The 25844-nt window shown below is 35.0% G+C and carries 26 protein-coding genes; 13 read left to right on the top strand and 13 right to left on the bottom strand.

Annotated elements, in window-relative coordinates; genetic code table 11:
- Positions 1-11: 11 nt before the first annotated feature.
- Together DIZ80_10475 and DIZ80_10470 are read right to left on the bottom strand one after the other, a co-directional pair.
- The gene (locus DIZ80_10475) at positions 12-1964 is read right to left on the bottom strand and encodes a hypothetical protein (GenBank protein RDH82696.1); all 1953 of its coding nucleotides are present in this window, start codon (positions 1962-1964) and stop codon (positions 12-14) included.
- Between the two features lie 15 nt (positions 1965-1979).
- A complete protein-coding gene (locus DIZ80_10470; protein ID RDH82695.1) occupies positions 1980-2402 on the bottom strand; it encodes a hypothetical protein in 423 nt (140 codons plus the stop codon).
- Positions 2403-2638: 236 nt separating this feature from the next.
- Here DIZ80_10470 and DIZ80_10465 point away from each other — a divergent pair, with 236 nt between their 5' ends.
- The 3 genes from DIZ80_10465 (at position 2639) to DIZ80_10455 (ending at position 4648) form a co-directional block, all read left to right on the top strand.
- Entirely contained in the window at positions 2639-3280 is a 642-nt protein-coding gene (locus DIZ80_10465; protein RDH82694.1) for a hypothetical protein, read from the top strand.
- A gap of 190 nt (positions 3281-3470) precedes the next feature.
- Positions 3471-4349 carry a hypothetical protein gene (locus tag DIZ80_10460; protein ID RDH82693.1) on the top strand — a complete coding sequence of 293 codons (879 nt, stop codon included), beginning with the start codon at positions 3471-3473 and terminating at the stop codon, positions 4347-4349.
- Positions 4346-4648: a hypothetical protein gene (locus DIZ80_10455; GenBank protein ID RDH82692.1), complete on the top strand. Its 303-nt coding sequence runs from the start codon at positions 4346-4348 to the stop codon at positions 4646-4648. Before DIZ80_10460 ends, DIZ80_10455 begins: the two co-directional genes overlap by 4 nt.
- 267 nt (positions 4649-4915) lie before the next feature.
- Here the strand turns inward: DIZ80_10455 and DIZ80_10450 are convergent, their stop codons facing one another.
- The 10 genes from DIZ80_10450 to DIZ80_10405 all read right to left on the bottom strand — a co-directional run bounded on the left by DIZ80_10450 (position 4916) and on the right by DIZ80_10405 (position 11727).
- Positions 4916-5377: a hypothetical protein gene (locus tag DIZ80_10450; protein RDH82691.1), complete on the bottom strand. Its 462-nt coding sequence runs from the start codon at positions 5375-5377 to the stop codon at positions 4916-4918.
- A 12-nt stretch (positions 5378-5389) separates the two neighbouring features.
- Positions 5390-5653, bottom strand: coding sequence for a hypothetical protein (locus tag DIZ80_10445; GenBank protein ID RDH82690.1), 264 nt, complete (start codon positions 5651-5653; stop codon positions 5390-5392).
- On the bottom strand, positions 5650-5859 hold the full coding sequence (locus DIZ80_10440) for an AlpA family transcriptional regulator (protein ID RDH82689.1): 210 nt from the start codon (positions 5857-5859) through the stop codon (positions 5650-5652). Before DIZ80_10440 ends, DIZ80_10445 begins: the two co-directional genes overlap by 4 nt.
- 76 nt (positions 5860-5935) lie before the next feature.
- Positions 5936-6373: a hypothetical protein gene (locus DIZ80_10435; protein ID RDH82688.1), complete on the bottom strand. Its 438-nt coding sequence runs from the start codon at positions 6371-6373 to the stop codon at positions 5936-5938.
- On the bottom strand, positions 6366-7571 hold the full coding sequence (locus tag DIZ80_10430) for an integrase (GenBank protein RDH82687.1): 1206 nt from the start codon (positions 7569-7571) through the stop codon (positions 6366-6368). Before DIZ80_10430 ends, DIZ80_10435 begins: the two co-directional genes overlap by 8 nt.
- 186 nt (positions 7572-7757) lie before the next feature.
- Positions 7758-9110, bottom strand: a complete 1353-nt coding sequence (locus DIZ80_10425; protein ID RDH82686.1) for a tRNA uridine-5-carboxymethylaminomethyl(34) synthesis GTPase MnmE — start codon at positions 9108-9110, stop codon at positions 7758-7760.
- 109 nt (positions 9111-9219) lie between these two features.
- A complete protein-coding gene (locus tag DIZ80_10420; GenBank protein ID RDH82685.1) occupies positions 9220-10854 on the bottom strand; it encodes a membrane protein insertase YidC in 1635 nt (544 codons plus the stop codon).
- Positions 10855-10883: 29 nt separating this feature from the next.
- Positions 10884-11123 carry a membrane protein insertion efficiency factor YidD gene (locus DIZ80_10415; protein ID RDH82684.1) on the bottom strand — a complete coding sequence of 80 codons (240 nt, stop codon included), beginning with the start codon at positions 11121-11123 and terminating at the stop codon, positions 10884-10886.
- Positions 11124-11125: 2 nt separating this feature from the next.
- Positions 11126-11545, bottom strand: a complete 420-nt coding sequence (rnpA, locus tag DIZ80_10410) for a ribonuclease P protein component (GenBank protein RDH82683.1) — start codon at positions 11543-11545, stop codon at positions 11126-11128.
- 47 nt (positions 11546-11592) lie between these two features.
- Positions 11593-11727, bottom strand: a complete 135-nt coding sequence (locus DIZ80_10405; protein ID RDH82682.1) for a 50S ribosomal protein L34 — start codon at positions 11725-11727, stop codon at positions 11593-11595.
- Positions 11728-12001: 274 nt separating this feature from the next.
- Here DIZ80_10405 and DIZ80_10400 point away from each other — a divergent pair, with 274 nt between their 5' ends.
- From DIZ80_10400 to gyrB, 4 genes are all read left to right on the top strand, one after another.
- Positions 12002-13369 carry a chromosomal replication initiator protein DnaA gene (locus DIZ80_10400; GenBank protein RDH82681.1) on the top strand — a complete coding sequence of 456 codons (1368 nt, stop codon included), beginning with the start codon at positions 12002-12004 and terminating at the stop codon, positions 13367-13369.
- A gap of 243 nt (positions 13370-13612) precedes the next feature.
- Positions 13613-14713 carry a DNA polymerase III subunit beta gene (locus tag DIZ80_10395; GenBank protein RDH82680.1) on the top strand — a complete coding sequence of 367 codons (1101 nt, stop codon included), beginning with the start codon at positions 13613-13615 and terminating at the stop codon, positions 14711-14713.
- A 21-nt stretch (positions 14714-14734) separates the two neighbouring features.
- The gene (locus DIZ80_10390) at positions 14735-15808 is read left to right on the top strand and encodes a DNA replication/repair protein RecF (GenBank protein RDH82679.1); all 1074 of its coding nucleotides are present in this window, start codon (positions 14735-14737) and stop codon (positions 15806-15808) included.
- 129 nt (positions 15809-15937) lie between these two features.
- The gene (gene gyrB / locus DIZ80_10385) at positions 15938-18358 is read left to right on the top strand and encodes a DNA topoisomerase (ATP-hydrolyzing) subunit B (protein RDH82678.1); all 2421 of its coding nucleotides are present in this window, start codon (positions 15938-15940) and stop codon (positions 18356-18358) included.
- A gap of 121 nt (positions 18359-18479) precedes the next feature.
- On the opposite strand, the gene DIZ80_10380 is transcribed toward gyrB, so the two are convergent.
- Complete coding sequence (locus DIZ80_10380) at positions 18480-19034, bottom strand: carboxymuconolactone decarboxylase (protein ID RDH82677.1); 555 nt, start codon at positions 19032-19034, stop codon at positions 18480-18482.
- Positions 19035-19137: 103 nt separating this feature from the next.
- Here DIZ80_10380 and DIZ80_10375 point away from each other — a divergent pair, with 103 nt between their 5' ends.
- The 6 genes from DIZ80_10375 to DIZ80_10350 all read left to right on the top strand — a co-directional run bounded on the left by DIZ80_10375 (position 19138) and on the right by DIZ80_10350 (position 25821).
- The gene (locus DIZ80_10375) at positions 19138-19725 is read left to right on the top strand and encodes a hypothetical protein (GenBank protein ID RDH82676.1); all 588 of its coding nucleotides are present in this window, start codon (positions 19138-19140) and stop codon (positions 19723-19725) included.
- Between the two features lie 103 nt (positions 19726-19828).
- On the top strand, positions 19829-21865 hold the full coding sequence (locus DIZ80_10370) for an oligopeptidase A (protein ID RDH82675.1): 2037 nt from the start codon (positions 19829-19831) through the stop codon (positions 21863-21865).
- A gap of 274 nt (positions 21866-22139) precedes the next feature.
- The gene (locus DIZ80_10365) at positions 22140-23045 is read left to right on the top strand and encodes a hypothetical protein (GenBank protein RDH82674.1); all 906 of its coding nucleotides are present in this window, start codon (positions 22140-22142) and stop codon (positions 23043-23045) included.
- A 15-nt stretch (positions 23046-23060) separates the two neighbouring features.
- A complete protein-coding gene (locus DIZ80_10360; protein ID RDH82673.1) occupies positions 23061-24077 on the top strand; it encodes a C4-dicarboxylate ABC transporter in 1017 nt (338 codons plus the stop codon).
- Entirely contained in the window at positions 24059-24544 is a 486-nt protein-coding gene (locus DIZ80_10355; GenBank protein ID RDH82672.1) for a TRAP transporter small permease, read from the top strand. Before DIZ80_10360 ends, DIZ80_10355 begins: the two co-directional genes overlap by 19 nt.
- Positions 24541-25821 carry a C4-dicarboxylate ABC transporter gene (locus DIZ80_10350; protein ID RDH82671.1) on the top strand — a complete coding sequence of 427 codons (1281 nt, stop codon included), beginning with the start codon at positions 24541-24543 and terminating at the stop codon, positions 25819-25821. Before DIZ80_10355 ends, DIZ80_10350 begins: the two co-directional genes overlap by 4 nt.
- Positions 25822-25844 lie beyond the last annotated feature (23 nt).

The raw sequence follows: 25844 nt of genomic DNA, 5'->3' as shown, positions 1-25844 counted from the left end.
CATTCTATAATCTAATTTACTTCATCAGGCCCCAACAATGCCGTTTTACATGGATTACCATCCCGTGTTGCTGTATCAAATAACGACTTGGCCAAAAAAGTAACACCTCCCGTAGCAAAATAAGAATAAACCACCGCTGTATCTTTAACACTCATGGAGATAGTAGGGGTTTTAATTGATCCATCTATTTTTACCATTGATGCCAGACTATTAAGATTAAGCTCTATGCCTTCTCTTGCCTGTGGTTTTATACCAAATTCTAATGTTTCATTTTTTAAATCAATCATGCCACTACTGATAACCTGTATTTTATCCGTTTGCATAACAACACCCTTATTTGCGGTTGCTACGCCATCTTTTATATCCAGTCTTACAACTGCACATTCAAGACTGGATGTTTCAGATGAATCAGAAACTGGATTCACAGCATCAACTAGATCCATTAAAATATTGCTGCCTATAAACTTTAAAAGATCTTTATCAACCGTACCTTCTCCTACTTTCACTACCACCTGTCCATTGAGGTTTGCCATCATATTTTTAACGGAATCCCCTTTACCCTGAAGATTTACTTTTAAATTTGTATTCGCACCGGTTATGTACTCAGACAAAACATCATTTTCACCTAATTTTAAATTTTCTGTTATAAATAATAAATCAACTTTATTATCATTTTTAGTATCAAGACGTAATTTCAGGTCAATTTCTTCATCTCGATTATTAACTATATGCAATTTTTTAATTATTAATAAACCATTTTTCAGAGAGGCTATAAGATCTAACGTCTCAAACTCTAACTGTTTATGATCAATATCTTCAATTTTTATATTTAAATCTGTATCTACTTTATTTAAAAAATTCAAATCAAGTTTAGTTTCAGAAAACAGAACATCTCTTTCAGTTTTCTCTATTGGTTCTGTTTTCACCTGTTTTTTATTCGAATCTTTGTTTAAAAACAGTAAATCAAGTTTCTCAAACTCCATTGCCGCTTTTATTTTCGGCCTAACAGCATCAGCAACATATTCTATATCACCTTCAAACACAGATTTTCCTATTTTTGAACTTTTCATCTCTAATGTTATTTTTTTCTCTTTCTTTATAAGTTTTCCCTTTATATCTATTCTTCCCAGTTCATTACGTATTACTGGTAGTCCTGACTTAATAAACTTATCAATTGTAGAAAAATTCTCAAAATCTATATCAAACTCAATGACAAGTTTTTCTGTGTCTATTTCCTTAAGCGGAATTTCCGTATCAAGCTCAATTTCTATATTTCCATAATTACCTGTAATCATTATTGGTAATTTTTTTACAACCAAAATATTCTTTAGCAACTCAGTTTCTATATCTAAATTTAGATGTTCACTATTATGTACAGCATTTATAAAAATATGTGATTTATTATTTTTATTTCTCAGTTTTAATTCTTCTATAAAAAAAGAATGATCATGTTTTATGATTTCATCTTTATAGATAACAGTAATATCTGAAAGACTGATATCAATATTAGAGTGGAATGGTAAAACGACAGGTTTCTTGTTCTTTTCACTTTTATCATCATCAGATTGAGTCGTTTTTCCAAAAAACCAGTTTGCCCTGTCTTTGCTGTCATTATGTAAATCTAATTTTATACCTTTAAGATTAATCTGGCTGATTTTCACTTCCGCGGATAGTAAAGAATCTAAATCCAGAATTACATCCATGCTTTCTAAATCAATCTGATTTTCTGATGTCTTCCATGCTGCATTTTCAAGTTCTACATTATTAATTGTTATATGAGGGGGTATAAATTTAATATTTATGTCGCCATTAAATTTAATCTCTCTATTTAATGCTTCACTTATTAATTTTGTAATATAGGGTTTTGAAAAGTTTATATTTGAGAAATTAATTATTGTTAATGCCGAAATAATAACTATGATTAATGTACATATTATTATCAGAGGATACCTAAAATACTTCATTTTTAATTATTCTTATTATTGAATACTTGTTATGTCTTTTTTTATCTGATTATAAATCTTACTGCCCTTGCGTATATTTAATTGCTTCAATGCATATTTCCAGCCTTTCTCTTTATTTTTAAAATACAGTCCAGCGACATTCTGTAATGGTTCACCACTCACATCGGCAATCGACACACTCATTAGTACATCTGGAACTTTAAACTTATAATGGTTAAACAGTTCTTCAACTTTTCCAACAGGAATCTGAAACTCTTCTGCTATCCTGTCTACAAAATGGCTTAATTTTGATTTTTTATTTCTATTAATATTTTTATGTATTAAGACCAATGATTCATCAAGCTCCTTATCACCACTGTCCGGATTATATTTTTCTACGGCAAATACATTCGTGTTTATTAACAGCATTAACACCAGATATTTAATGATATATTTCATTTCACTTACCTATACAAAATGTAACAAATTGTTATAAGTCTTTGATTTACCTAACATCTATATTTCCTTTAATCATTAAATGGGCACTATAATGGGCACAAATTTATTAAAATCAGGCTACTTTACATATTGGTTGCTTAAACTCAAATTTAAACATAGGTATTTTTAATATACTAATACTCATGTGGCATGGTTATATATTAAGAATAATTACATAATAACTAAAGGTGAAATGTATGCTAAAAAGCACCATCACATATCTGGCTATAATGCTTCCCCTAATATCTGGTTGCCAACCCGTCGGACCAATAAACCATAAAACCACCTATGATGGCATTACAGATCCATTATTTGACCTTAAATCTACCAGAACCATAGGACTCGTTACAGGCTACTGGACAGAGGAAGGAAAAAAGTTGGGTGTGGATGGTCTTATTGAAAAAACACTGTTAGCTTATTGTAAGACTGAACTGGAAAATAGAGGTTATATAGTACATTTCATTCCCCTAAAGAACTTACATCATATAGACGGTGGTAAACAAATAAACGTCCGTGACCTAAAAAATTATCCAGATCTAATTCTGACTGTAGCATTCATCGAAAGCCAAATGAAAGTCACCGTTCCAGGTCAAGCATATAGTGGTGTTTATTTAGGGCAATACGGAGGGTCTGGTTGGTCAGGAGGGCATGAGTCCTATGATGTACCTTACTGGGAATTAGGTATTAAGCCAATATTGTGGACAGGAGCCCCTAAATACAACCATCAAGTATGGAGGGGTACCGTATACAGAACCCGACCTATTAAAGATTTTAACGATCAAGCACAAAATATGATTGAGAACTTATTTCTATCTAAATTTCCAAAGATCTCAAAATAGGTACAAAACAGAATATATTTCCAATCGATATTTCTATTCAGTTACTATATTTGTATCTAAATTTTGATCCCCCACTATAATGACCAACAACAAAAACTCACTAACATAGACTCACTAACATAGACAATAGATGTATAGTCTTCGAAAAACACTTAAGAACATAAATGACATTAATGTACTGGAGATAAATATGCTCCTTTTACCAGATGAATTTTGTAGTCCAGGATTTTGGGTTATTGCTGCTTGCTTAGGTAAAAAGCAAAAATACACCACAGAAAATGTTCAATTTGGTAATCAAGTGCAAGAAGGCTATTCCAAGGCAATTGCTTTTGATAAGCACCTTTCAGGGGTTGATTCATATGAATATGAACGAATAAATGAAGGGCTGAATTATTCAACACTTGTACAGCTTGATTGCCAAGAGGTTACAGATCAAGCGACTTCTACCATTAATAGCTGCATAAGAAGCTGTAGTGAACATGAGGAGGGACAGGGCATATCAGACTTATGTAATGTTGTTGGAGAACTCCATGATAATGTTTGGTCACATGGCCTCAATACTGGCTTCTCTATGGCACAGAAATTTAATGGAAGTCTCGAATTTGCTCTGGTAGACAGTGGGCTTGGGTTTCTACGAGAAGTTACAAGTATTGGGTTAGAAGTCTCTGATCACCAAGGAGCTATAGAATGGTGTATTCAAAAAGGGCATTCGACCAAGCTAAGAGACGCCCCTGAGAATGATTGGGATCAAAAGGTACCAACAGATCAAACAGGTGGAAACCCATATGGGAACAATGTGCCTACGTTCCATTCTGATAATCATCATCAAGGATTAGGTCTGTATAAGCTGATTCAGCTGGTCAGAAAGTATGCAGGAAACCTTTGCATTTGTTCCGGTGATTGTATATATACTATAGATAGCACTGGAAATATCTCAAATGAAATTATAAGCGAACCTTGGCAAGGTGTAGCTATTTCGTGTAGATTTCCTATAGGTAATCTTTCTAAGGCCGAAGAAACTAAAGATAGCCCCGAAATTTCAGACATTGTGAGCCTTCTGAGGAGATGAGAATGAAAACAAACATTATAGTACTGTTAGAAAGTGACTTAGCTTCTCGAGCTAAAGCGAGAAACTATAGGGAGGCTGTAAATCAAATTATAACCCGTGGAAACAGGGTGGAGTTTGATTTTTCCAACGTTTTCTCTATATCTGACTCATTTGCCGATGAACTATTTGGGGTTCTTGCATATGAAATAGGTCGTGATGGCATTAGTGATTATATAAAAGTCATTAATGCTAAAGATTCTATTTATAAAGTAATAGCGTTGAATATTCTTAATCGCCTCAATCAGAATGTAGCAGCTTAATATTGCACATTTAAGATCTAAGTCTTTGATTATATTAATCAAACAATATATAAATTATTAGTCATTTTGGCCCCCAAACAGCATCTAAATTTGATAATCTTCAGCTATCTGGGGCAGTAGTCATTAGTAGTCAGATTATTAGCCCACTACTTTTAGCCAAAGGGCCAATGCTTTGCCAATACACCTCTTTACATCCTCTGTGTCATCAAGCTATCAGAGATTTTTAAGTAGGTGTAGGTTTAGGCATAGGTCAGGTAAAACTATTTACTATAACTTCTTTACCTCCATTAACTCATTAATAACACTGTACTGACATACATTATGCAATTTTCTCTGTCGACTACCTTGTTTGACAGTCGTTACCCTGCCCCTTATTATTTTTTCCTTATACAGTGACATAGAAAACCGGTCTGTTCTATTTGGTAATTCTTCAAACAAAGATGCATATTCGCGAGCAAAGTCACTTTTCCAACCAGCTTTAAATTTTCCGCTTCTACCAGGTTTGCCACAAAAGTTCTGGATGTTGTAATACCTAAATAGTTCTACTCCAAAATGCTCTCCTAAAGACACAATTCTAAATTTCATTATTAGCTTTGATGCACGGCCAAACATTAATGCTGTTTGGTATTCGACAAATGCAAGCTCATATACACCTGGCTTAATTAATGGGGGCTTTTCATCGGTGATAATTCCCATATCTGTGATCTGGACTACATTGCGACTACTCATAGTCGGTACCCCTCAAAGACTTTGATAATAATCTTTATCTAAAGCTCGGCTTAGTCTGGCTGAGATACGTTCAACTTCTAACAATGCAGACTCCAAAGTCTCTGCATCTGATGTCCGTAGCCATAATCTACCTAATCCATTAATTGCCTGCTCTAAAGAACCAAACCATTTAATCGGTTCCCACTTTGATGTCTTTTTATACGGTCGTTTTTTCTCGATCGACCATCCGTACGCATTCCCAACTACTCTGTAGTTATCATCTATTGGGAGAATCATTTCTTAACCCCCCTCAATGGATCTTCCTTTACACGTTCCAGTGAATCTAACCAAGAGTTCACTTCACTTTCCCACCAGCCTACAGCTCTTCCACCAAGAGCTACTTGCTGAGGAAATCTTTTCTGTTTAATTTTTAAATATATTGTTGCTCGTGATAGGCCTGTACGAGCAGTTACGATTGGTAAACGTAATATTGAATCAACCATGTTTGACCTCATAGATCTCATTGAACACAGTTAGATTTAATAACGTCTTAGGATTGACACGCGAGAGGGTGTCAAATTATTTCATACTGTTTACTAACCTTCGGATTGTTCTGGATACAACACCATACTCAGTACCTACCTGATTGAATACATCTTCATCAGAACGTGACAGGTTTTTATCTTTTAGTACCTTTACCCTATTTAATGCTTTCTGCCTATCTGAAGCTGAAAGTTTATAATCTGTTTTTGGCAATCTTGATTGTTGTTTATCTTGTTTTACCGCTAAATTATGCACGTGTTCAAGAGCGTTTTTAATTGATCCGTACTCATGTCGTACAAAATCCCTTTTAGTCAGCAAACCTTCTGTCTCAATAATTTCATTTACCTTATCCTTACCAAGTTGACCAACTTTAAAGCTAAAAGCTAATTGAACATCTGTAGATAAAGCAGCCCCTGCTGTAGATTCATCATCACAGCCTGTAGGCAGTGAATAATAATCCTGTTTATCAGACATTTGAAAAACGCCCCAGAATAACATTGTCTCTATCAACAATTTGATCATCTACAAAATTAGCCCACCATTGAAGCATTTTTTGACGTTGTTCTGAATATTCTGCTCGGTTGTAAACACCACGCACACCACCTTGCTCATGTGCCAATGATTTTTCGATCCAATCTGAATTGAAACCCGCTTCATGTAAGTGAGTAGAAGCTGTTCGCCTAAAATCATGTATTACAAAAGCACTGATTTGTAGGTCTAAAGATTTTATAGCAGCGTTCAAAGTAGTTTTTGAAATAGGACGATTCAGTGTAGTACGACTTGGTAATACATAGCTTGAGTTACTACTCAATGATTTTAGTTCAGTTAATATATTTAATGCTTGATTTGAAAGGTACACAACATGAGGCTTATCCTTTTTCATTCGCCTTGCAGGAATACACCAAACGCACTTTTTAAAATCTATTTCATCCCAAGTTGCTTCAAGAAGCTCTGACTTCCTTACCATGCATAAAATCAACAAATGAAGAGCCAACTTGTTAGATCTTTTCATAGATGACATATAAATAACTTTTAGTAACTTACCAATTTCTTTAGGTGTTAATACAACATCACGATTTTTTGTTTTGGCTATATACCGTCCCTCGATTGCTGCAGCAGGATTAAAATTACATTTCTCACGTGAAATAGCATATGCAAATAACCTCTTCATAACATTCCTTGTTAATAATGCTACTTGATCAGACCCACGAGCCTTTATCGCATCAATAATAGACTGAACATCAGAAATGCTAACTTCAGGCAGTTTTTTTCGTCCAATAGCTGGAATTACATCTTTATCCAATACTCTACGAATATTTTTAGGTTCTTTCGTTGTCTTGTTTACTACTTCCGACACCCAAACATCACAAAACTCAATAACTGAAATCTGCCCACTCAAGAAGCCCTTGCTCTTCTGCTTCTCCTTCATTGGAGAAATACCTTTAGCTACCATGCCTCTACATTCTTCCCGCCACTGTCTGGCTTCAAGCAGTGTATATGCAGGATATTCTCCAAGAGTAACTTTTTCCTGAACACCATTCAGACGATAGCGTAAGCGCCATACCTTCTTACCACCTGACATAACTTCTATGAAAAGACCATTTCCATCTGACATTTGATAAGACTTTACACGAGGTTTAAGATTTTTAAGTTTAGTTTCTGTTAATGCCATTAATACATACCACCTTTATGATTTGTGCCCATGACTTTTGATTAATAAATGATCATAGGCACACTATTGGGCACAATATTAACTGGATATTATTAGACCTCGCAAGACATTATGAGACACTAAATTATTGATAAATCAAAGAGAATAGATCTTATTAGACGTTATAAGATCTTATTGAATACTAATTTATTTTCCTATACAGAAACTTGAAAAAATCTTCCCTAGTAAATCATCAGAAGTAAACTCACCGGTTATCTGACTAAGAAAATCCTGCGCCATACGTAATTCTTCAGCTAATAATTCACCCGCCTGTAACTCTATTAGATTATATCTTGCTCTTTGCAAATGTTGATCTGCATTTTCCAGCGCTTCAATATGACGTCTTCTTGCCATAAAACGACCTTCATTACTCTGCTCATACCCCATGCATTGTTTCAGATGATTTTTTAAAATATCCATACCTGCTCCGGTTTTAGCGCTGAGGGCTATATCCGTTTCAGATTCAATTTCGATTAATTCTGCCTTTCTACCTGAAGTATCAATTTTATTAAATACGCGGGTAACTCCAATATGCCGTGGTAGTTTATCTTCTATTTCAAGGTGATCATCATCTCGGTGCGTATCATCTACTAATAATATAATTCTGTCAGCCTGTTCAATCTCTTTCCAGGCACGTCGTACACCTTCCTGTTCAATAGGATCTTCAGATTCACGTAATCCTGCCGTGTCTATTACGTGCAAGGGTAAACCATCAATTTGAATATGTTCACGCAAAACATCCCGTGTTGTGCCTGGAATATCAGTAACAATTGCTGATTCACGACCCGCTAACTGATTTAATAAACTCGACTTACCTGCATTAGGCCGACCCGCTATAACCAGTGTCATACCTTCGCGTAACAAACAGCCCTGCCTTGCCGATTTAAAAACCGCTAACAAAGCTGCTTCAATTAAAGCCAGTTTAGCTTCTACTTTTCCATCACTTAGAAAATCTATTTCTTCTTCTGGAAAATCTAATGATGCTTCGACATATAAACGAAGTTCTATCAGGCTTTCTACCAGATCATATATTGTTTTAGAAAATTCACCCTGCAAAGATTTAACAGCAGCTTTAGCAGCCTCCGCTGATTCTGCTTCTATTAAATCGGCAACAGCTTCTGCCTGAGCCAGATCCATTTTATCATTTATAAATGCCTGCTCAGTAAATTCACCTGCTCGCGCGGGTCTGGCACCCAGTTCAAGCACACGCTTAAGAATCATATCCAGCACCACTGGGCCACCATGGGCCTGTAGCTCTAATATATCTTCACCGGTGAATGAGTTTGGATTTTGGAAAAGCAGCGCGATACCTGTGTCGATAGCCTGATCATCACTATCATTAAACGGCAAATATTCCGCTTTGCGTATTTTTGGCGTTTTACCCAGAATTTTTTTAGCTATTTCGAAACTTTTCGGACCAGATACCCGAACGATTCCCACACCACCTCTGCCGGGAGCTGTAGCAATAGCTGCAATTGTATCTTTGTTAGAATGCGTCATGTGAGGAGTTTACTTGCCATGACAAGATTTTGAAATAAAGATTTGAATCTGAAAAGTATTACCCTGCTCTGACACATATCCCTCGGGGAATATGTGCCTTAGTGATGAACTACTTTTCAGATTCGATATTTCTGGTAATAATCCATTGCTGAATAATTGAAAGTGTATTATTCACTACCCAGTAAAGTACCAGACCCGCCGGGAAGAACAGGAAGAAGATAGTGAATACCAGAGGCATAAACTGGAATACTTTCTGCTGTACGGGATCAACCGGTGCAGGGTTCAGTTTCTGCTGAATATACATCGTTGCACCCATCAATATTGGCAGAATAAAATATGGATCCTGTTCTGATAAATTTTGAATCCATAGAGCAAATGGCGCATTACGCATTTCAACAGATTCTAGTAATACCCAGTAAAGCGCAATAAACACGGGAATTTGTATCAGGATAGGGAAACATCCACCCAATGGGTTTATTTTCTCTTCTTTATACATTTTCATCATTTCTGCAGACATGCGCTGGCGGTCATCACCATAACGTTCTTTTAATTGCTGCATACGTGGGCCCACTTTACGCATGCGAGCCATAGAACGATAACCTTTTGCTGATAACCAGTAAAAAGCTGCTTTAACCGTTATGGTTAAAAAGATAATTGCCCAGCCCCAGTTATTAAATTGGGAGTGATAAAATTCTAATAACCAGAATAGGGGTTTTGCAAGAATGGTTAATATGCCGTAATCAACTACTAGTTCCAGTCCTGGAGAAATTTCTTCCAGCTTGCCCTGTAGCTTTGGACCCACAACTAACTGACTATTAAATACAGCCGGACTTTGTGCAGTGGCATTAACTGCAGGTGAGCGCATACCCAGAATATATCGATTTCCCGTTGGATGAGAGGTATACGTAAAATTTTCCTGCTTCTGATCAGGTACCCACGCAGACATAAAATAATGCTGGATCATTGCTATCCAGCCACCTTTCATATCTGTTTTAAAGCTCTGCTCTTCGATATCATCAAAATCAACTTTTTCATATTTAATTTCTTCATTAAATACAACGCCACCTACATAAGTAGGAATCATAGTTGACTCACGTTCCTGTAATGATCGAACTAACTGACGATACTCCGAGCCATTCCAGTTTTGTGCCGACACAACATGTTCAACATCAATAACATAACTATCACGAGTGAAAGTGAAAATTTTATTAACTGTTACACCTTCTTTTTGCCAGTACAATGTTACTTTCAGTTCATCTGTGCCTTCTTCCAGACGATATTCAGTTCTTTCTGCCTGGTAAATATCTTTATGATTAGGCGCAGGGTGAGCGGATGAAACCAGGCCTGATTGAGCTGTATGATAAAGACTTTCTTTTGTTGAAAATAAGCGGAATGGTTTATCTATCTGTTCTGCACTTAACTGATAATCACGCAAATCTAACTGATAAATTGTGCCACCCTGCGTATCAATCATTAAATCCATCACATCTGTCACCACATGAACAGCATTTCGAGAAACATTTTCCTCTGATGCCAGAGGTGACGCATTAATGGATTTTGTTCCTGTCGGAATAACTGCTTGCGGTAAAGAAGATAAATCAGCGTCAGCACCGGGAACAGATGAAGCAGCATTTTCTATGTCTGTTACTACAGGTTGAGGCCCATAGCTTTTTTGCCACTCCTGATAAAGTAAAAACAGAGTAAAAAAGAAGGCGAGGTAAAGAATGGTGCGTTGGTTTTCCATTGATATCCTGATTACTTTTTATAATTCGTTTAGTGGTTACATTCAGTTTTATGCTTGTCATCTGGAAGAGGGTCATAACCACCTTCTTGCCAGGGGTGACAACGCCCAATCCGGCGTAATGCCATCCAGCCACCACGCAATATACCAAATCGACCAATAGCTTCAACTGCATAAGTTGAACAGGTTGGTGTATATCTGCAATGAGGTGGTAAATACGGACTAATAGCGTATTGGTAAAAACGAATAAGTCCGATGAAAATTTTGCGCATCGCTATTTTTGAACACTCTGAGTTTCAAAATTTCTGGCTAGTTTATTCCAGTGTTGTTCCAGGGATTGGAATATTTGCTGGTTTTCTGCTTTTTTAGCAATGGGTTTCGCCATCACAACTAGATCGATTGAGGGTAAAGCATGTAAATTTTGTCGAAAGCTCTCGCGTATTAAGCGTTTTATACGATTTCGATCAACTGCACGTTTGGCATTTTTTTTTGAAATAGCCAAACCTAATCGTGGACTTGAAATTTGATCTGAGATCTTCAAACCTGAAATTTCTACATCCGCTCCCTCTCTAGCAACCGCTAATATAGTTAAATATCGATCACTGGAACGAACCGGGTTTTTAAAGACCCGGCTGAATTCATCTGGTTTTAGCAGACGAACATGTCTCGAAAAACATGCATTTTCATCTGTCATTACCTGGTACTTCTATAAAGGATGCTAAAGATCAGCCTGTGCAAAACTTATGCAGACAGACGAGCTCTACCTTTTGCGCGACGTGCTTTTAATACTTTACGACCGCCAACAGTACGACTGCGCGCGCGAAAACCATGAGTACGTGCACGTTTAATGCGACTTGGTTGAAAGGTTCTTTTCATTGGTCCGGACCTAATATAATCTTGAAAAATTGGGGCATGTATTCTAATCGCAGTCGGTCTAGTAGTCAAAACAATATTAGTAAATATTAAAAAGGCTTTAAAATTAGCTTTGTTATGGGGATATACAGATAAACTTATAAAAACACTAAAAATAGTAGTTTAACGATATTACATTGCGGGTTAATATTGCCTGTTCACTTTCCATAACCTATTAAAAGCCGTTTATTAATAACGGGCAGGTTATGCTATTTACTTTATTCGGGGATTAAATTTCGTGTCGAGCGCTTTGTGGGATCAGTGTCTACAACGATTAGAACAGGAGCTATCAGATCAACAGTTAAATACCTGGATTCGACCTTTGCAAACTCAAGAGTCGAATGATCAGTTGTCTTTGTTCGCCCCGAATAGTTTTGTAATGGACTGGGTTAAACAGCACTTTTTGCAACAAATCACCTCCATTTGCAAAGAAATATCTGCAGATCGAAACATTTCTGTTTCACTTGATATTGGTAGTAAAAACCCGAAACCCCAATTCAAATCACCGACACCACCATCACAACCTGTTTCAACACCTGAACCTATTCAACCATCAATGGTTACGAAACCCTCTAATGTTAAGGTTGAGCACCACCTGAATATTGGTTTTACCTTTGATAATTTTATAGAGGGTAAAAGTAATCAGCTTGCTAAAGCAGCATCATTACAGGTAGTAGAGAATCCAGCTGGATCTTATAACCCACTTTTTCTCTATGGTGGTGTTGGCCTGGGTAAAACACATTTAATGCATGCGGTTGGTAACCAGATATTAGCCAATAACCCTCAGGCCAGAATTGTATATCTTCATTCAGAACGTTTTGTTACCCACATGATCAAAGCGTTACAGCACAATACAATGGATGAATTTAAACAATTTTATCGATCACTCGATGTGCTTCTTATTGATGACATTCAGTTTTTTGCTGGCAAAGAACGTTCGCAGGAAGAGTTTTTTCATACCTTTAACGCGCTACTTGAAGGCGGCAGACAAATCATTCTTACCTGTGATCGATATCCTAAAGAAATAGATGGCCTTGAAGAACGATTAAAATCACGTTTTGGCTGGGGTTTACCCGTTTGCATTGAACCTCCTGAACTGGAAACACGTGTCGCCATATTACAAAAGAAAGCCGAAGAGTTCGGTATAGCCCTGCCTAATGAAGTTGCATTCTTCATAGCTAAACGCATACGTTCAAACATTCGTGAACTTGAAGGTTCTTTACGTCGTGTTATGGCAACCGCAAATTTTACCGGCAAACCTGTAACGCTTGAATTTGCAAAAGATACCTTACGAGATTTAATTGCACTCCATGATCGTTTAATTACAATTGAAAATATTCAAAAAACGGTCGCAGAGTATTACAAGATAAGAATTTCAGATTTACATTCTAATAGTCGTAGTCGCTCAATTACCCGTCCACGACAACTTGCAATGGCGTTATCCAAAGAATTAACTAACCATAGCCTGCCAGAAATTGGAAATGCATTTGGTGGCCGTGACCATACTACTGTTTTACATGGTTGCAGAAAAATTGCTGAATTAAGAGAATCAGATAGTAAAATTGATGAAGATTACACCAATTTATTGCGTATTCTGAGTAATTAGAAAGCTAAAATGACTTATTTAAATCCTGTGGATAAGTATTGTATGTAGTTGTGAATAAATTTAGAACCTTAAGTTATCCACATTCTGTCTACAGTTTACAGGTAATTTACTAAAAACTTACTCAGCATGATTTTTTTGAATAAGTTATTGAAAATAAAGATTATTTTAAAGTTATCCACAGAAAGCTGTGGACTTAATTATAATAACTAAGTATATAAATATATATAATAATTAGGAACACCCATGAAGATAAAAATCCTACGTGATGATTTATTAACACCCCTTCAGCAAGTAATTGGAGCGGTTGAAAAAAGACAAACATTACCGGCTCTTTCCAATGTACTGATTAAGGCTAATGATAATCATTTCACTTTGACAACAACGGATCTTGAAATTGAATTAGTATCAACTGTTAATCAAATGATGGATGAAGCAGGTGAAATTACATTACCTGCGAAAAAACTTCTTGATATATGTAAGGCACTGCCTTCTGATGCAGAACTTAATATCGAAATAAACGGGGATAAAGCTTTAATTAAATCAGGACGTAGTCGTTTTAGCTTAACTACGTTACCTGCTTCTGATTTTCCTGCTTTAGACGATATCAGCAGCGTATACGAGTTTAGCGTTGCTCAAGGTTTATTAAAAACACTAATTGAAAAAACATCTTTTGCTATGGCACAACAGGATGTTCGTTATTATCTAAATGGATTAATGTTAGAAGTTGCTTCAGGAATAATCAGAACTGTTGCTACAGATGGGCATAGATTATCCTTCTGTGAAAAAAATATTGATGCAGATTTGGCTGATAACAAACAGGTTATCATTCCAAGAAAAGGCGTTAGTGAACTATTAAGACTTCTTTCCGATTCGGATGAAGATGTCAAAGTAATTTTAGGTAATAATCATATTCAATGTATTTTAGCCAACCAACGATTTACCTCTAAATTAATTGATGGACGTTTTCCTGACTATAAACGTGTTATGCCTGAAGCATCAGGTAATAACATGATTCTCGATCGAGATGGTCTTAAACAGGCATTGGTTAGAGCTTCAATCTTATCAAATGAAAAATACCGTGGTATTCGAATGATAATAGAAAATAATCTATTAAAATTACAGGCTCAAAATCCAGATCAGGAAGAAGCTGATGTAGAACTTGAAATTACATATGAAGGAAGCCCGATAGAAATGGGTATAAATGTTAATTACATGATTGATGTTTTAAACACTTCTAACCAGGATACAGTTCAAGGTTTTATTAAAGATGCTAATAGTAGCTGTCTACTTATGTTTCCTGATGAAGGTGAAGCTAAATATGTAATTATGCCCATGCGTCTTTAGTTTTTTTAAGTCATCACTCTTATGGGCTTATCTAGCCTTGAAATTAAACATTTTAGAAATCTGCAATCTGTTCTTATAGAACCTGATGCAGGTTTAAATCTTATTATTGGTGAAAATGCAGCTGGTAAAACAAGTCTACTAGAATCAATTTTTTACCTCAGTTATGGGCGTTCATTCCGTAACTCTCAGATAAGACATCTAGTTTCTTATGAAAGTGATTTTTTCCGTCTAATTTGTAATCTTAATGATAATTCAACACGCATAGGATTAGAACGTAATTTAAAAGAACAAACTATTCGCATCAATAGACAAACAGTATCTCGCATTTCTGAATTATCCACCCTACTCCCTGTGCTTGTATTACATCCAGATAGTCATCAGTTAATATCTTCAGGCCCTGAAAACAGGAGACAGTTTATGGATTGGGGTGTGTTCCACGTGGAACATCAGTTCATAGATTCATGGAAAAGTTATAAAAAGGCATTAAGTCAGAGAAATGCAGCATTAAGAATGCAACAGTCTGATAAATTGTGTTCATTATGGAATATGGAATTAATTGAACATGCAAAGATTATTGAAACACACAGACTTAATTATTTAGGCGAAATACAAAAGATTATCACTGTTCTAGCAAATGATTTGTTCCCGGAGCATTGTATCGAAATGGCATATAAACGAGGTTGGCCTGAAGATGTAGAATATGAAAACTATCTACTTGCAAACTTGGCCAGAGATAAAGATAAAGGTTTTACACAATCAGGACCACACAGAGCTGATATAAAAATAACAATAGATGGTAAATCTGCACAATCATCTATTTCCAGAGGTCAACAGAAAAAACTAGTTACTTTATTGAAAATCGCACAGCTTTCTTTTTTTAGTAAATCCTCAGATAGACGCTGCATATTGCTCTTCGATGATTTACCAGCTGAGTTAGATAAAGAAAATCAAAACAAAATTATGTCAATACTCTCTAAACTTAATATCCAGTTATTTATTACAGCAATAGAAAGTAATCAGATAGATTGTGATTATTGGGGTAAACACAAAGTGTTCCACGTGGAACATGGTTGTGTGAGTGAAGTTTTTAGATAGAAATATAGACTATTAAGAATTAAAACCAATATTTAATACATCTTCAAATATGATTAAAAAAAGCATTATAAATCAACCATGAAGAGGTGTTATCAGTTATACTATTTCGACTATTTTTAGGGGTTATTTATGAGCGAAGGCGCTACTTACGATTCATCGAGTATACAGGTTTTAAAAGGTCTGGAAGCGGTTCGAAAACGTCCGGGAATGTATATTGGTGATACGGATGATGGTACCGGATTACACCATATGGTGTTTGAAGTTGTAGATAACTCTATCGATGAAGCACTGGCTGGGCATTGTAGTGAAATTAATGTACAGATACATAATGATGGCTCTATTTCAGTAAGCGATAATGGTCGTGGTATACCTGTTGATGTTCATGAAGAAGGTGTATCAGCAGCTGAAGTAATTATGACGGTATTACACGCAGGTGGTAAGTTTGATGATAATTCTTACAAAGTATCAGGTGGCTTACATGGTGTAGGTGTATCCGTTGTAAATGCCCTTTCAGATAAACTCCTGCTAACTATTAAACGTAGTGGCGAAATTCATCAGCAGGAATATCATTTAGGTGATCCTCTAAATCCGATAGCAGTTATTGGTGAAACCAAATCTACCGGCACAGAACTTCGTTTTTGGGCATCTGATGAAATATTTAATAATATTGAATATCACTATGATATTTTAGCCAAACGTCTGAGAGAACTTTCATTTCTTAACTCAGGTGTCCGTATAGTCCTGACAGATAATCGAGTAGAAGACAAACAGGATATATTTGAATACGAAGGTGGTATTAGCTCGTTTGTAGAACATCTAAATAGAAATAAAACACCATTACATGACCAGGTTTTGCATTTTAACTGGGAAAATGATGAAGGTCTGGGTGTAGAAGTTGCGATGCAATGGAATGATTCCTATCAGGAGAATATATTTTGTTTTACAAATAATATTCCTCAGAGGGATGGTGGTACTCATATGGCAGGCTTTAGAGCATCTCTGACTCGAAGTCTGAATCAATATATGGAAAAAGAAGGTGTTGCGAAGAAGAATAAAGTAAATACAACAGGTGATGATGCACGTGAAGGATTAACAGCAGTACTTTCAGTAAAAGTACCAGATCCAAAATTTTCATCTCAAACAAAAGATAAACTGGTTTCTTCTGAAGTTAAGACAGCTGTAGAAGCGGCAATGAATGAAAAATTTCAGGAATTTTTAATTGAGAAACCAGGTGATGCTAGAGCGATAACACAGAAAATTGTCGAAGCTGCTCGTGCCAGAGAAGCTGCTCGTAAAGCCCGTGAAATGACCCGCCGTAAAGGTGCACTGGATATTGCCGGATTGCCTGGAAAGCTAGCTGATTGTCAGGAAAAAGATCCATCTCTTTCAGAACTGTATCTGGTGGAAGGGGACTCAGCGGGTGGTTCCGCTAAGCAGGGTCGAGATCGTAAGACTCAGGCAATACTTCCATTAAAGGGAAAAATCCTGAATGTTGAAAAAGCACGGTTTGATAAGATGTTGCAATCTGCAGAAGTGGGAACATTAATAACAGCTTTGGGTTGTGGCATAGGAAAGGATGAATATAATCCAGAAAAGATGCGTTATCACCGCGTTATTATAATGACCGATGCTGATGTTGACGGATCTCATATCAGGACACTTTTATTAACTTTCTTTTATCGTCAGGTACCTGAGTTAATAGAAAAAGGTTATATCTATATTGCACAGCCTCCTTTATATAAAGTTAAGAAAGGTAAACAGGAAAGATATGTTAAGGATGATCAGGAGTTAAATAGCTATTTATTAACACTGGCTTTATCTAATGCTCATTTACATGTGCAAAAAGATACACCTGCTATTTCAGATACAGCATTAGAAGAAGTGATTAAATCATTTTTAGCAGTACAGAATGTAATAACAAGATTAGCCAGAAGATATGATGAAAGTATTCTTAAAGAAATGCCAAATATCCCTGCACTTAAAAAATCAGACATAAATGACGCTGAAAAAACAGCAGAATATTTAGATAACTTGTTGATTTTATTGAATAAAAATAAACCTTCAGGGGTTGAGTATAGTGTTGCAACTAGTCAGTTAGAAGATGCAGACTATGCGCAGTTAGAAGTAACTAAAATAGTACATGGTCTGGATCATATCACTACATTTACAGCTGATTTCTTTGAAAGTCCTGAGTATTTGATGATGGATGAACTGTTTAATAAATTAAATGGTTTATTTACTGAAGGTTCATATATTCAACGAGGTGAAAAAACACAGCTTGTAAATGACATAACAGATGTTAAGAACTGGTTATTTGATGAAGCTCGTAAAGGTCTTAATATTCAACGTTATAAAGGCCTGGGTGAAATGAATCCAGATCAGCTGTGGGAAACCACAATGAATCCTGAAACACGGAGTATGTTACAGGTAAGAATTGAAGATGCGATTGCTGCTGACGAAGTATTTACTACGTTAATGGGTGATCAGGTAGAGCCTAGACGTGCGTTCATTGAAGAGAATGCCCTTTCAGCAATGAATATAGATACTTAGTTTAACTAAATCTGGGTATAAATCTTAGGTATTCATAAAAGCTGTATTTTAAAATGCTAGTTTTCCCGGGGCTTGCTCTTAACTTTAGAGCTTATTCCCCGAGAAAATTTTAATTTATCAGTTATTTAGTCGGTTTCCAGGCAACTTCTGCAAAAGCATCATCTAAAGGAGTTTTTGCTAAATGATTAGTAAAGTTACTTAAAGTCTTCTGTGCAACTCCAACTAAAATATCAAGTACATGCACTGGTTCATAACCTGCTTTTAAAAATGTCTCTATTTCCTCTTCACTAGCCCAACCTCTTTTATCGACTAATAACCACGTAAATTGACGTAAAGCTTCTAGTTTTGAGTCTGAAATTGGTTGGTTGTCGCGTAATGACTGTACAACATTTGCATCTACTTTTTGCATACCGGCTATAGCTGTGTGCGCAGCCATACAATAACAGCATTCATGATAATGACTGACGGTTAATAAAACGATTTGTTGTTCTGTAGATGATAAATTTGATTTAGCAAAGATACCTGCAACTGTTAAATAAGCTTCAGTTAGCGCTGGTGAAGTAGCCATTACACCAATTAAGTTGGGAATAAAACCAAAATTATCCTGAGTTTGCTTAAGCAGATCTTTAGAGCTTGAAGGCGCGTTATCAAGCGTTAAAACGGGGAAAGCAGACATAATATACTCCATATTTGAATGATCGTTCAATAATAATATATGTTATTGAGTAAATGTTCAACAATTGTTAGTATAATATAGTAGATTAATCTAAGAGTACGTTATGGGTAGACCACAGACATTTAATGAAGATATGGTGCTGGATAGTGCAATGCAGTTATTCTGGCGTAATGGTTTTACAAATACCTCGATTAAAGACCTCACAAAAGTAACAAAATTACAGCCTGGAAGTATATATGGGGCATTTAAAAATAAGAGAAATCTCTTTTTATTATCTTTAGATTACTATTTTGAGAATTTATATTCAGCAGTCAGTTGTATACTTCAATCTAAAGAAGCACCATTAAAGAGAATTCGCCAGTTTTTTGATTTCTTATTAAGTCAGAAAGATGAGGATAAAGAATTAAAAAGTTGTTTACTGGTTAATACTTTATTAGAAGTAGCCCCTGATGATAGAGAGATTAACGAAAGAGTTAGCTTTATGTTTTCAGAAATAGAGCAGGAGTTTTGCAATGTGTTAAAAGAAGCACAAAAAAACGGAACACTGATTGCTGGCGGGCGCCCTGAGTCACTGGCTAAGATGTTAATGAGCGGTATTTTTGGCATACAGGTATATAATCGGATGAAACCGGATCATGATGCACTGGTACAGATAGTGAATAATTTATTAGTCAATTTAGAAAAAATTTAAGATATTAAGAGAAAAATACAACTCTCATTAGTAATAATGAGATCTAGCATAAGCTGACATACGCCTAAAAAATACAGATAAACTGAATAAAGAACAAGAGAATATGAAGAATACGATACTCGATATAACAACATTACCAAAATTTACAGAAATTAAAACACGTGAAATAGAACCGTCTATCAGTAAAATAATAGAAGAAAATGAAAAAGAGATTAAAAATTATCTAAAATCAGAAAAAAATATCGAATGGAATAGTTTTATAAAAAAACTGGAAACACTGGATAATTATTTATCTAGAGTCTGGTCCCCTGTCAGCCATCTAAATTCAGTTATGAATACAGATGATATGAGAAAAGCACATGATCAGTGCTTACCCAAATTAAGTGCATATTCTACAGAGCAGTCTCAGAACAGCGATTTATATAAAGCATATAATAGTATTAGAGAAAGTGAGGAATATAATCAACTTGATAATGCGAATAAGAAAGTAATAAATAACGCATTATTAAAGTTTAAGTTAAATGGTGTTGCACTATCAGAAGAACAGAAAAAAGAATTTAAAGAGATAAAAACAAACCTTTCGAGTCTTAAGTCAAAATTTGAGCAAAATGTAATGGATGCTACACAGGCATTTCAAATACATATAGAAGATGAATCTCAACTATCAGGATTACCTGACTTTGTTAGAGATATGGCAAAACAGGCTGCTGGAGAAGATGATTTAAAAGGCTGGTTATTTACATTAGATGCGCCATCATACATAGCTGTAATGACTTACTCAGATATTAGAAAATTTCGTGAAGAAATATATATAGCATTTACTACACGAGCATCAAATAAAGGCCCCAATGCGGGTGAATTTGATAATACACAAGTTATGGAAGACATTTTAAAAGGTAGAAAACAATTAGCAGATATACTGAGTTTTGAAAATTATGCTGAGGTATCAATAGCCGATAAAATGGCAGATAAGACAGATGATGTTCTGGTATTCTTAAATAATCTGGTTGATAAATCTAAAACTCAGGCATTTAAAGAGTTCGAAAAATTAAAAAAATATGCCAAAAAAGAATGTTCAATCATTACCATGGAAGCATGGGATGTAATGTATGTATCAGAAAAACTAAAACAAAAGGAATATGGAATAAGTCAGGAAGAATTAAAACCATATTTTCCTGCCCCGAAAGTGATAAATGGACTATTTGAAATTGTAAAAAGATTATATGGAATTACGATAGAAGAAATTAAAGGTGTAAATGTCTGGCATAGAGATGTTAAGTTTTATGAAATAAAAGATGAAGCCGGTGAAGTAAGGGGTCAATTTTATCTAGATTTGTATGCCAGAAATAACAAACGTGGTGGCGCATGGATGGATGAATGCATTTGTAGAATGAAATGTGGTCAGACCGTTCAGATTCCCGTTGCGTATTTGACCTGTAATTTGACATCACCAGTTGGTGATAAACCAGCATTATTAAACCATGATGAAGTAACTACCCTGTTTCACGAATTTGGTCATGGTTTGCAGCATATGTTAACCACAGTAAATCCACTATTTGTATCAGGAATCAGCGGTGTAGAGTGGGATGCAGTTGAATTACCAAGTCAGTTTATGGAAAACTGGTGCTGGGAAAAAGAAGGAATAGAGTTAATATCAGGACATGTAGAGACGGGTGAAGTATTACCTGAGAATTTGTACAAGAAGTTAATTAAGGCAAAAAACTTCCAGTCTGCCATGATTATGGTGAGACAACTAGAATTCGCCCTGTTCGATTTTAGACTACATATGGAATTTGATACGCATAAATTTGAAAGTATACAGAATCTATTAAATGAAGTTAGACAACAGGTCGCTGTTGTTATACCCCCTGAAATAAATCAGTTTCAGCATGGTTTTTCTCATATATTTGCTGGCGGTTATGCTGCCGGTTATTACAGTTATAAATGGGCAGAAGTACTTTCAGCAGATGCATTCTCCAAATTTGAAGAAAACGGCATATTTGATAGAAAAACAGGTCAGGAATTTTTAGAAAATATACTGGAAACAGGTGGATCAGAAAAAGCGATGGATCTGTTTGTTAGATTTAGAGGTAGAGAGCCAGGAATTGATGCTTTATTAAGACATAGCGGTTTAATGTAAGAGATTATAAAATAATAGCAATAAATTGACTTGTATTAGCAAAAATGAGTTTAAAAATCGGTATAATTTCGAAAAATAAAATACATCGGTGTTAGAACATAGCCAGCATCTGAACCAGAAAGAAAATCTAGGGTCAAAATAGTGTCCAATGTACTTAGTTTTCTGTTTAGAGTTATATAATCACATAAAAGAATAACCAGACTCATAGAAGGTAATATCAGTATAAATTGATATTCAGATCTGGTCTTTTATACTATGTTTTATAAAAAACAATATGAAACAAAGACTTACATCACTAATCATCATAATAGCAGCTCAGTTTATTACGGGCTGTTCTCTCTCTATTAGTAATTTTTCGAATAATTTAAATAAGGCAGTCAAATCTAATAATGATCCACAGACTGTAATGCAGGCATTACCTGCCTATATATTATTACTGGATGCATTGATAGAAGATGATCCGCAAGATGAAGATAGTTTAATTGCATCTTCGAGATTAATGACGGCTTATGCAGGTCTTTTAGGTACAGAACTTGAGATACTATCTAGTGAAGCAGAAAATGGCACGAATATATATCATCAGAATAAGTTAAAAATGCAACAGGAGAAGCTGACTGAAAAAGCACTACAGCGAGCTGCAAGGGCAAATTGTTTATATGAAGAAAATTTATGTGATTTAACATCAATAAAATTCTCAGAATTTGAAAAAAGATTACAGATTATAGAGGATGAGGATATTGATATGCTTTATAGCCTGGGTACGGCCTGGGCTGCCTGGATGCAGACAAATAGTAGTGACTGGAATGCTATGGCGAAACTTCCACAGATAAAATTATTAATGCAAAAAATAATCTTAATAAATGAAACCTGGGACAATGCGGGTGCTTATATGTATTTAGGTGTATTGAATAGTTTATTACCTTCTACACTTGGCGGTAAACCAGAAGAAGGCAAAATTAACTTTGAAGCAGCGATTAGAATTACTAAGGGTAATAATCTGATGGCAAAGGTTCTATATGCTGAATATTATGCTCGTTTAATGTTTAATAAAAAGTTACATCAGAAGTTAATATCTGATGTATTAAGTATGAAAGAATTACCTGATGAATATATGTTAATGAATACACTTGCCATACAAAAAGCTAAAGCACTACAAATGAGCGCAGAAGATTATTTCTAAGTCGGATTTTTAAAAATGAAAAAATTAAATATTTGTTTGATTATATTAAGTCTGTGTTCTTATACATCATTACAGGCTAAAACATTTAAAATCGCAACAACAGCACCAGATGGTTCTTTCTGGATGAAACAGATGCGGGCCGGTGCAAAAGAAGTCAAAAAAATAACAAATGGACGAGTTAAATTTAAATTTTATCCCGGTGGAGTAATGGGCTCTGAGGATATTGCACTTAAAAAGATTCGTATTCGTCAACTACAGGGTACCGCTGTATCTAATGGGTCTTTAGCAGGTTTCTATCCTGATAGTCAGATTTATGCGTTACCTATGTTATTTAATTCTTTTGAAGAAGTAGATTATGTACGTAAAGTTATTGATAAAAAAATTATTGAAGGTCTTGAAAAAGCAGGAATGATAAGTTTCGGTTTGTCGGAGGGTGGATTTTCATATGCTATGTCGACTAGTCCGATAAAAAAAATAGAAGATTTAAACCAGCAAAAAATTTGGACACCAACAAATAATAAACAGGCTGAGCTAACATTAAAGGCATTTGGTTTAACACCAATTCCACTAAATATTGGAGATGTATTAGCAGGCTTGCAAACTCATCTTATTGATACAGTAGCAATTTCACCAATTGCAGCAATAGCTTTACAATGGCATACGCAGATTAAATATATTACAGATGTACCATTAACATATTTATATGCAACACTTGTTATAGATAAAAAGGCATTTAGTAAAATTAGTAAAGATGATCAAAAGACAGTAAGAAGTATTATGAATAAAATATTTAAACGTATAGATGAAAGAAATCGTAAAGATAATGTTTCAGCATTTAGTGCACTAGTAAATCAGGGAATAGAAATACTGTCACCAACTAGTGAAGATTTAAATAGATGGTATAAAAAAGGTGAGAACGCTAGAAACACTATAAAAGTTAAAGGCATTCTTTCTAAAAATGCTTATAACCAGATTACAGCTTTATTGTCAGAATTTAGACTAGCAAAAGAAACATTGGGTGCGGCAAGATAATACAGAAAACAATCATAGAATGGATATCGAGATTAGAAGACATAATTGTCTACTTTCTATTATCTGCAATTCTTATTTTTGCAGTTTTGCAGATAATTTTTCGTAACTTTTTTGATAGTGGTTTTGTATGGGGTGATAGTTTATTAAGAATTTTAGTACTCTGGTTAGGTCTGGCGGGAGCAATTCTTGCAAGTAGAAATGACAAGCAAATTAGTATTGATGTTTTATATCCATATGTACCAGATAATTATAAAAAAACTGTACAGAAAATAAACCATTTTTTTGCAGCTGCTATTTGTCTAATAATAAGTTATTACAGTTTATTATTTGTAAATCTAGAATATCAGGATTCAACTATGGCATTTGAAAGTGTACCAGCCTGGTTAACAGAATCAGTCATTCCAGTTGGTTTCGCACTGATGGGAATTAAATATATAGCTAAGCTCTTTAAAAAATCTAAAATATGATTACGATACTGGTAGTTCTGGTTTTAATAATACTGGCATTACTGGGTGCGCCGTTATTTTCAATAATAGCAGCAGGTGCTTTATATGGTTTTTATATTGCAGATATAGATCTTATGGTGATCGGTATAGAGTTATATCGAATTGCGGAAACCCCATTATTAATGGCATTGCCCCTGTTTACTTTTTCTGGATACTTATTAAGTGAAAGTAATACATCTCAGCGAATGTTAAATCTAATACAGTCGATGGTTGGTTGGATGCCAGGTGGTCTGGTTATATTTGCATTTATTTTTAGCGCAATATTTACAGCATTTACGGGTGCCTCAGGTGTAACGATTGTTGCATTGGGAGCACTCTTCTACCCTGCTTTTATTAAGGCAGGATATACAGAAAAATTTAGCCTTGGAATGGTTACATCATCAGGAAGTTTGGGTTTACTGCTTGCACCATCACTACCATTAATTTTATATGGAATAATTGCACAGCAGATGGAGCTAGATGTACATTTTTCGATTAATGATTTGTTTATTGCCGGCATTATGCCTGCAGCAATTATGATTATAGCTTTATCATCCTACGCTATAGTAAAAAATAGACAATTTAAAATAAAAACAGTTGATTTCGAAAAAGAAATATTTCTAAAAGCTTTATGGGCGATGCGTTGGGAATTACCGATGCCAATTTTGTTGATTATAGGTATATATTCTGGTTACTTTGCAATTTCAGAAGCTGCAGCTCTGGTTGCAGTCTATATATTAGTAATAGAAACACTTATATATAAAGAGGTTTCATTTAAAAAACTTTTGGAAGTGATACGTGAATCAATGGCAATGGTTGGTAGTATTTTATTAATACTGGCAGTATCACTTGCATTAACAAATGTATTTATTGATGCAGAAGTTCCAGGACAGATATTCTCACTTATACAGGAAAACATTGATAGTAAAATCAGTTTTCTAATAATACTGAATATATTTTTATTATTTATTGGTGCTATTTTAGATATTTTTTCTGCTTTGGTTATTATTGTCCCACTTATATTACCGGTGGCAATAAGTTTTGGAATTCATCCAGTTCATCTAGGTATAATTTTTCTAGCGAATATGCAGATAGGGTATCTAACCCCTCCAGTGGGTATTAATTTATTCATTTCAAGTTATCGATTTAAGAAGCCTATAGCGGATGTTTATAAGGCAAGTTTGCCATTTATGTTAGTTTTATTGATAGTATTACTGTTGATCACATATATACCAGCTTTGAGTTTGTATTTTATCTGATGTTTTTTATTTGAATTTTTAGT

It is taken from the genome of endosymbiont of Galathealinum brachiosum, assembly GCA_003349885.1.
In the GTDB taxonomy this organism is placed as follows: Bacteria; Pseudomonadota; Gammaproteobacteria; order SZUA-229; family SZUA-229; genus SZUA-229.
Note: the sequence above shows the minus strand (reverse complement) of the source record. Positions and strands in the feature narration are given on the sequence as shown.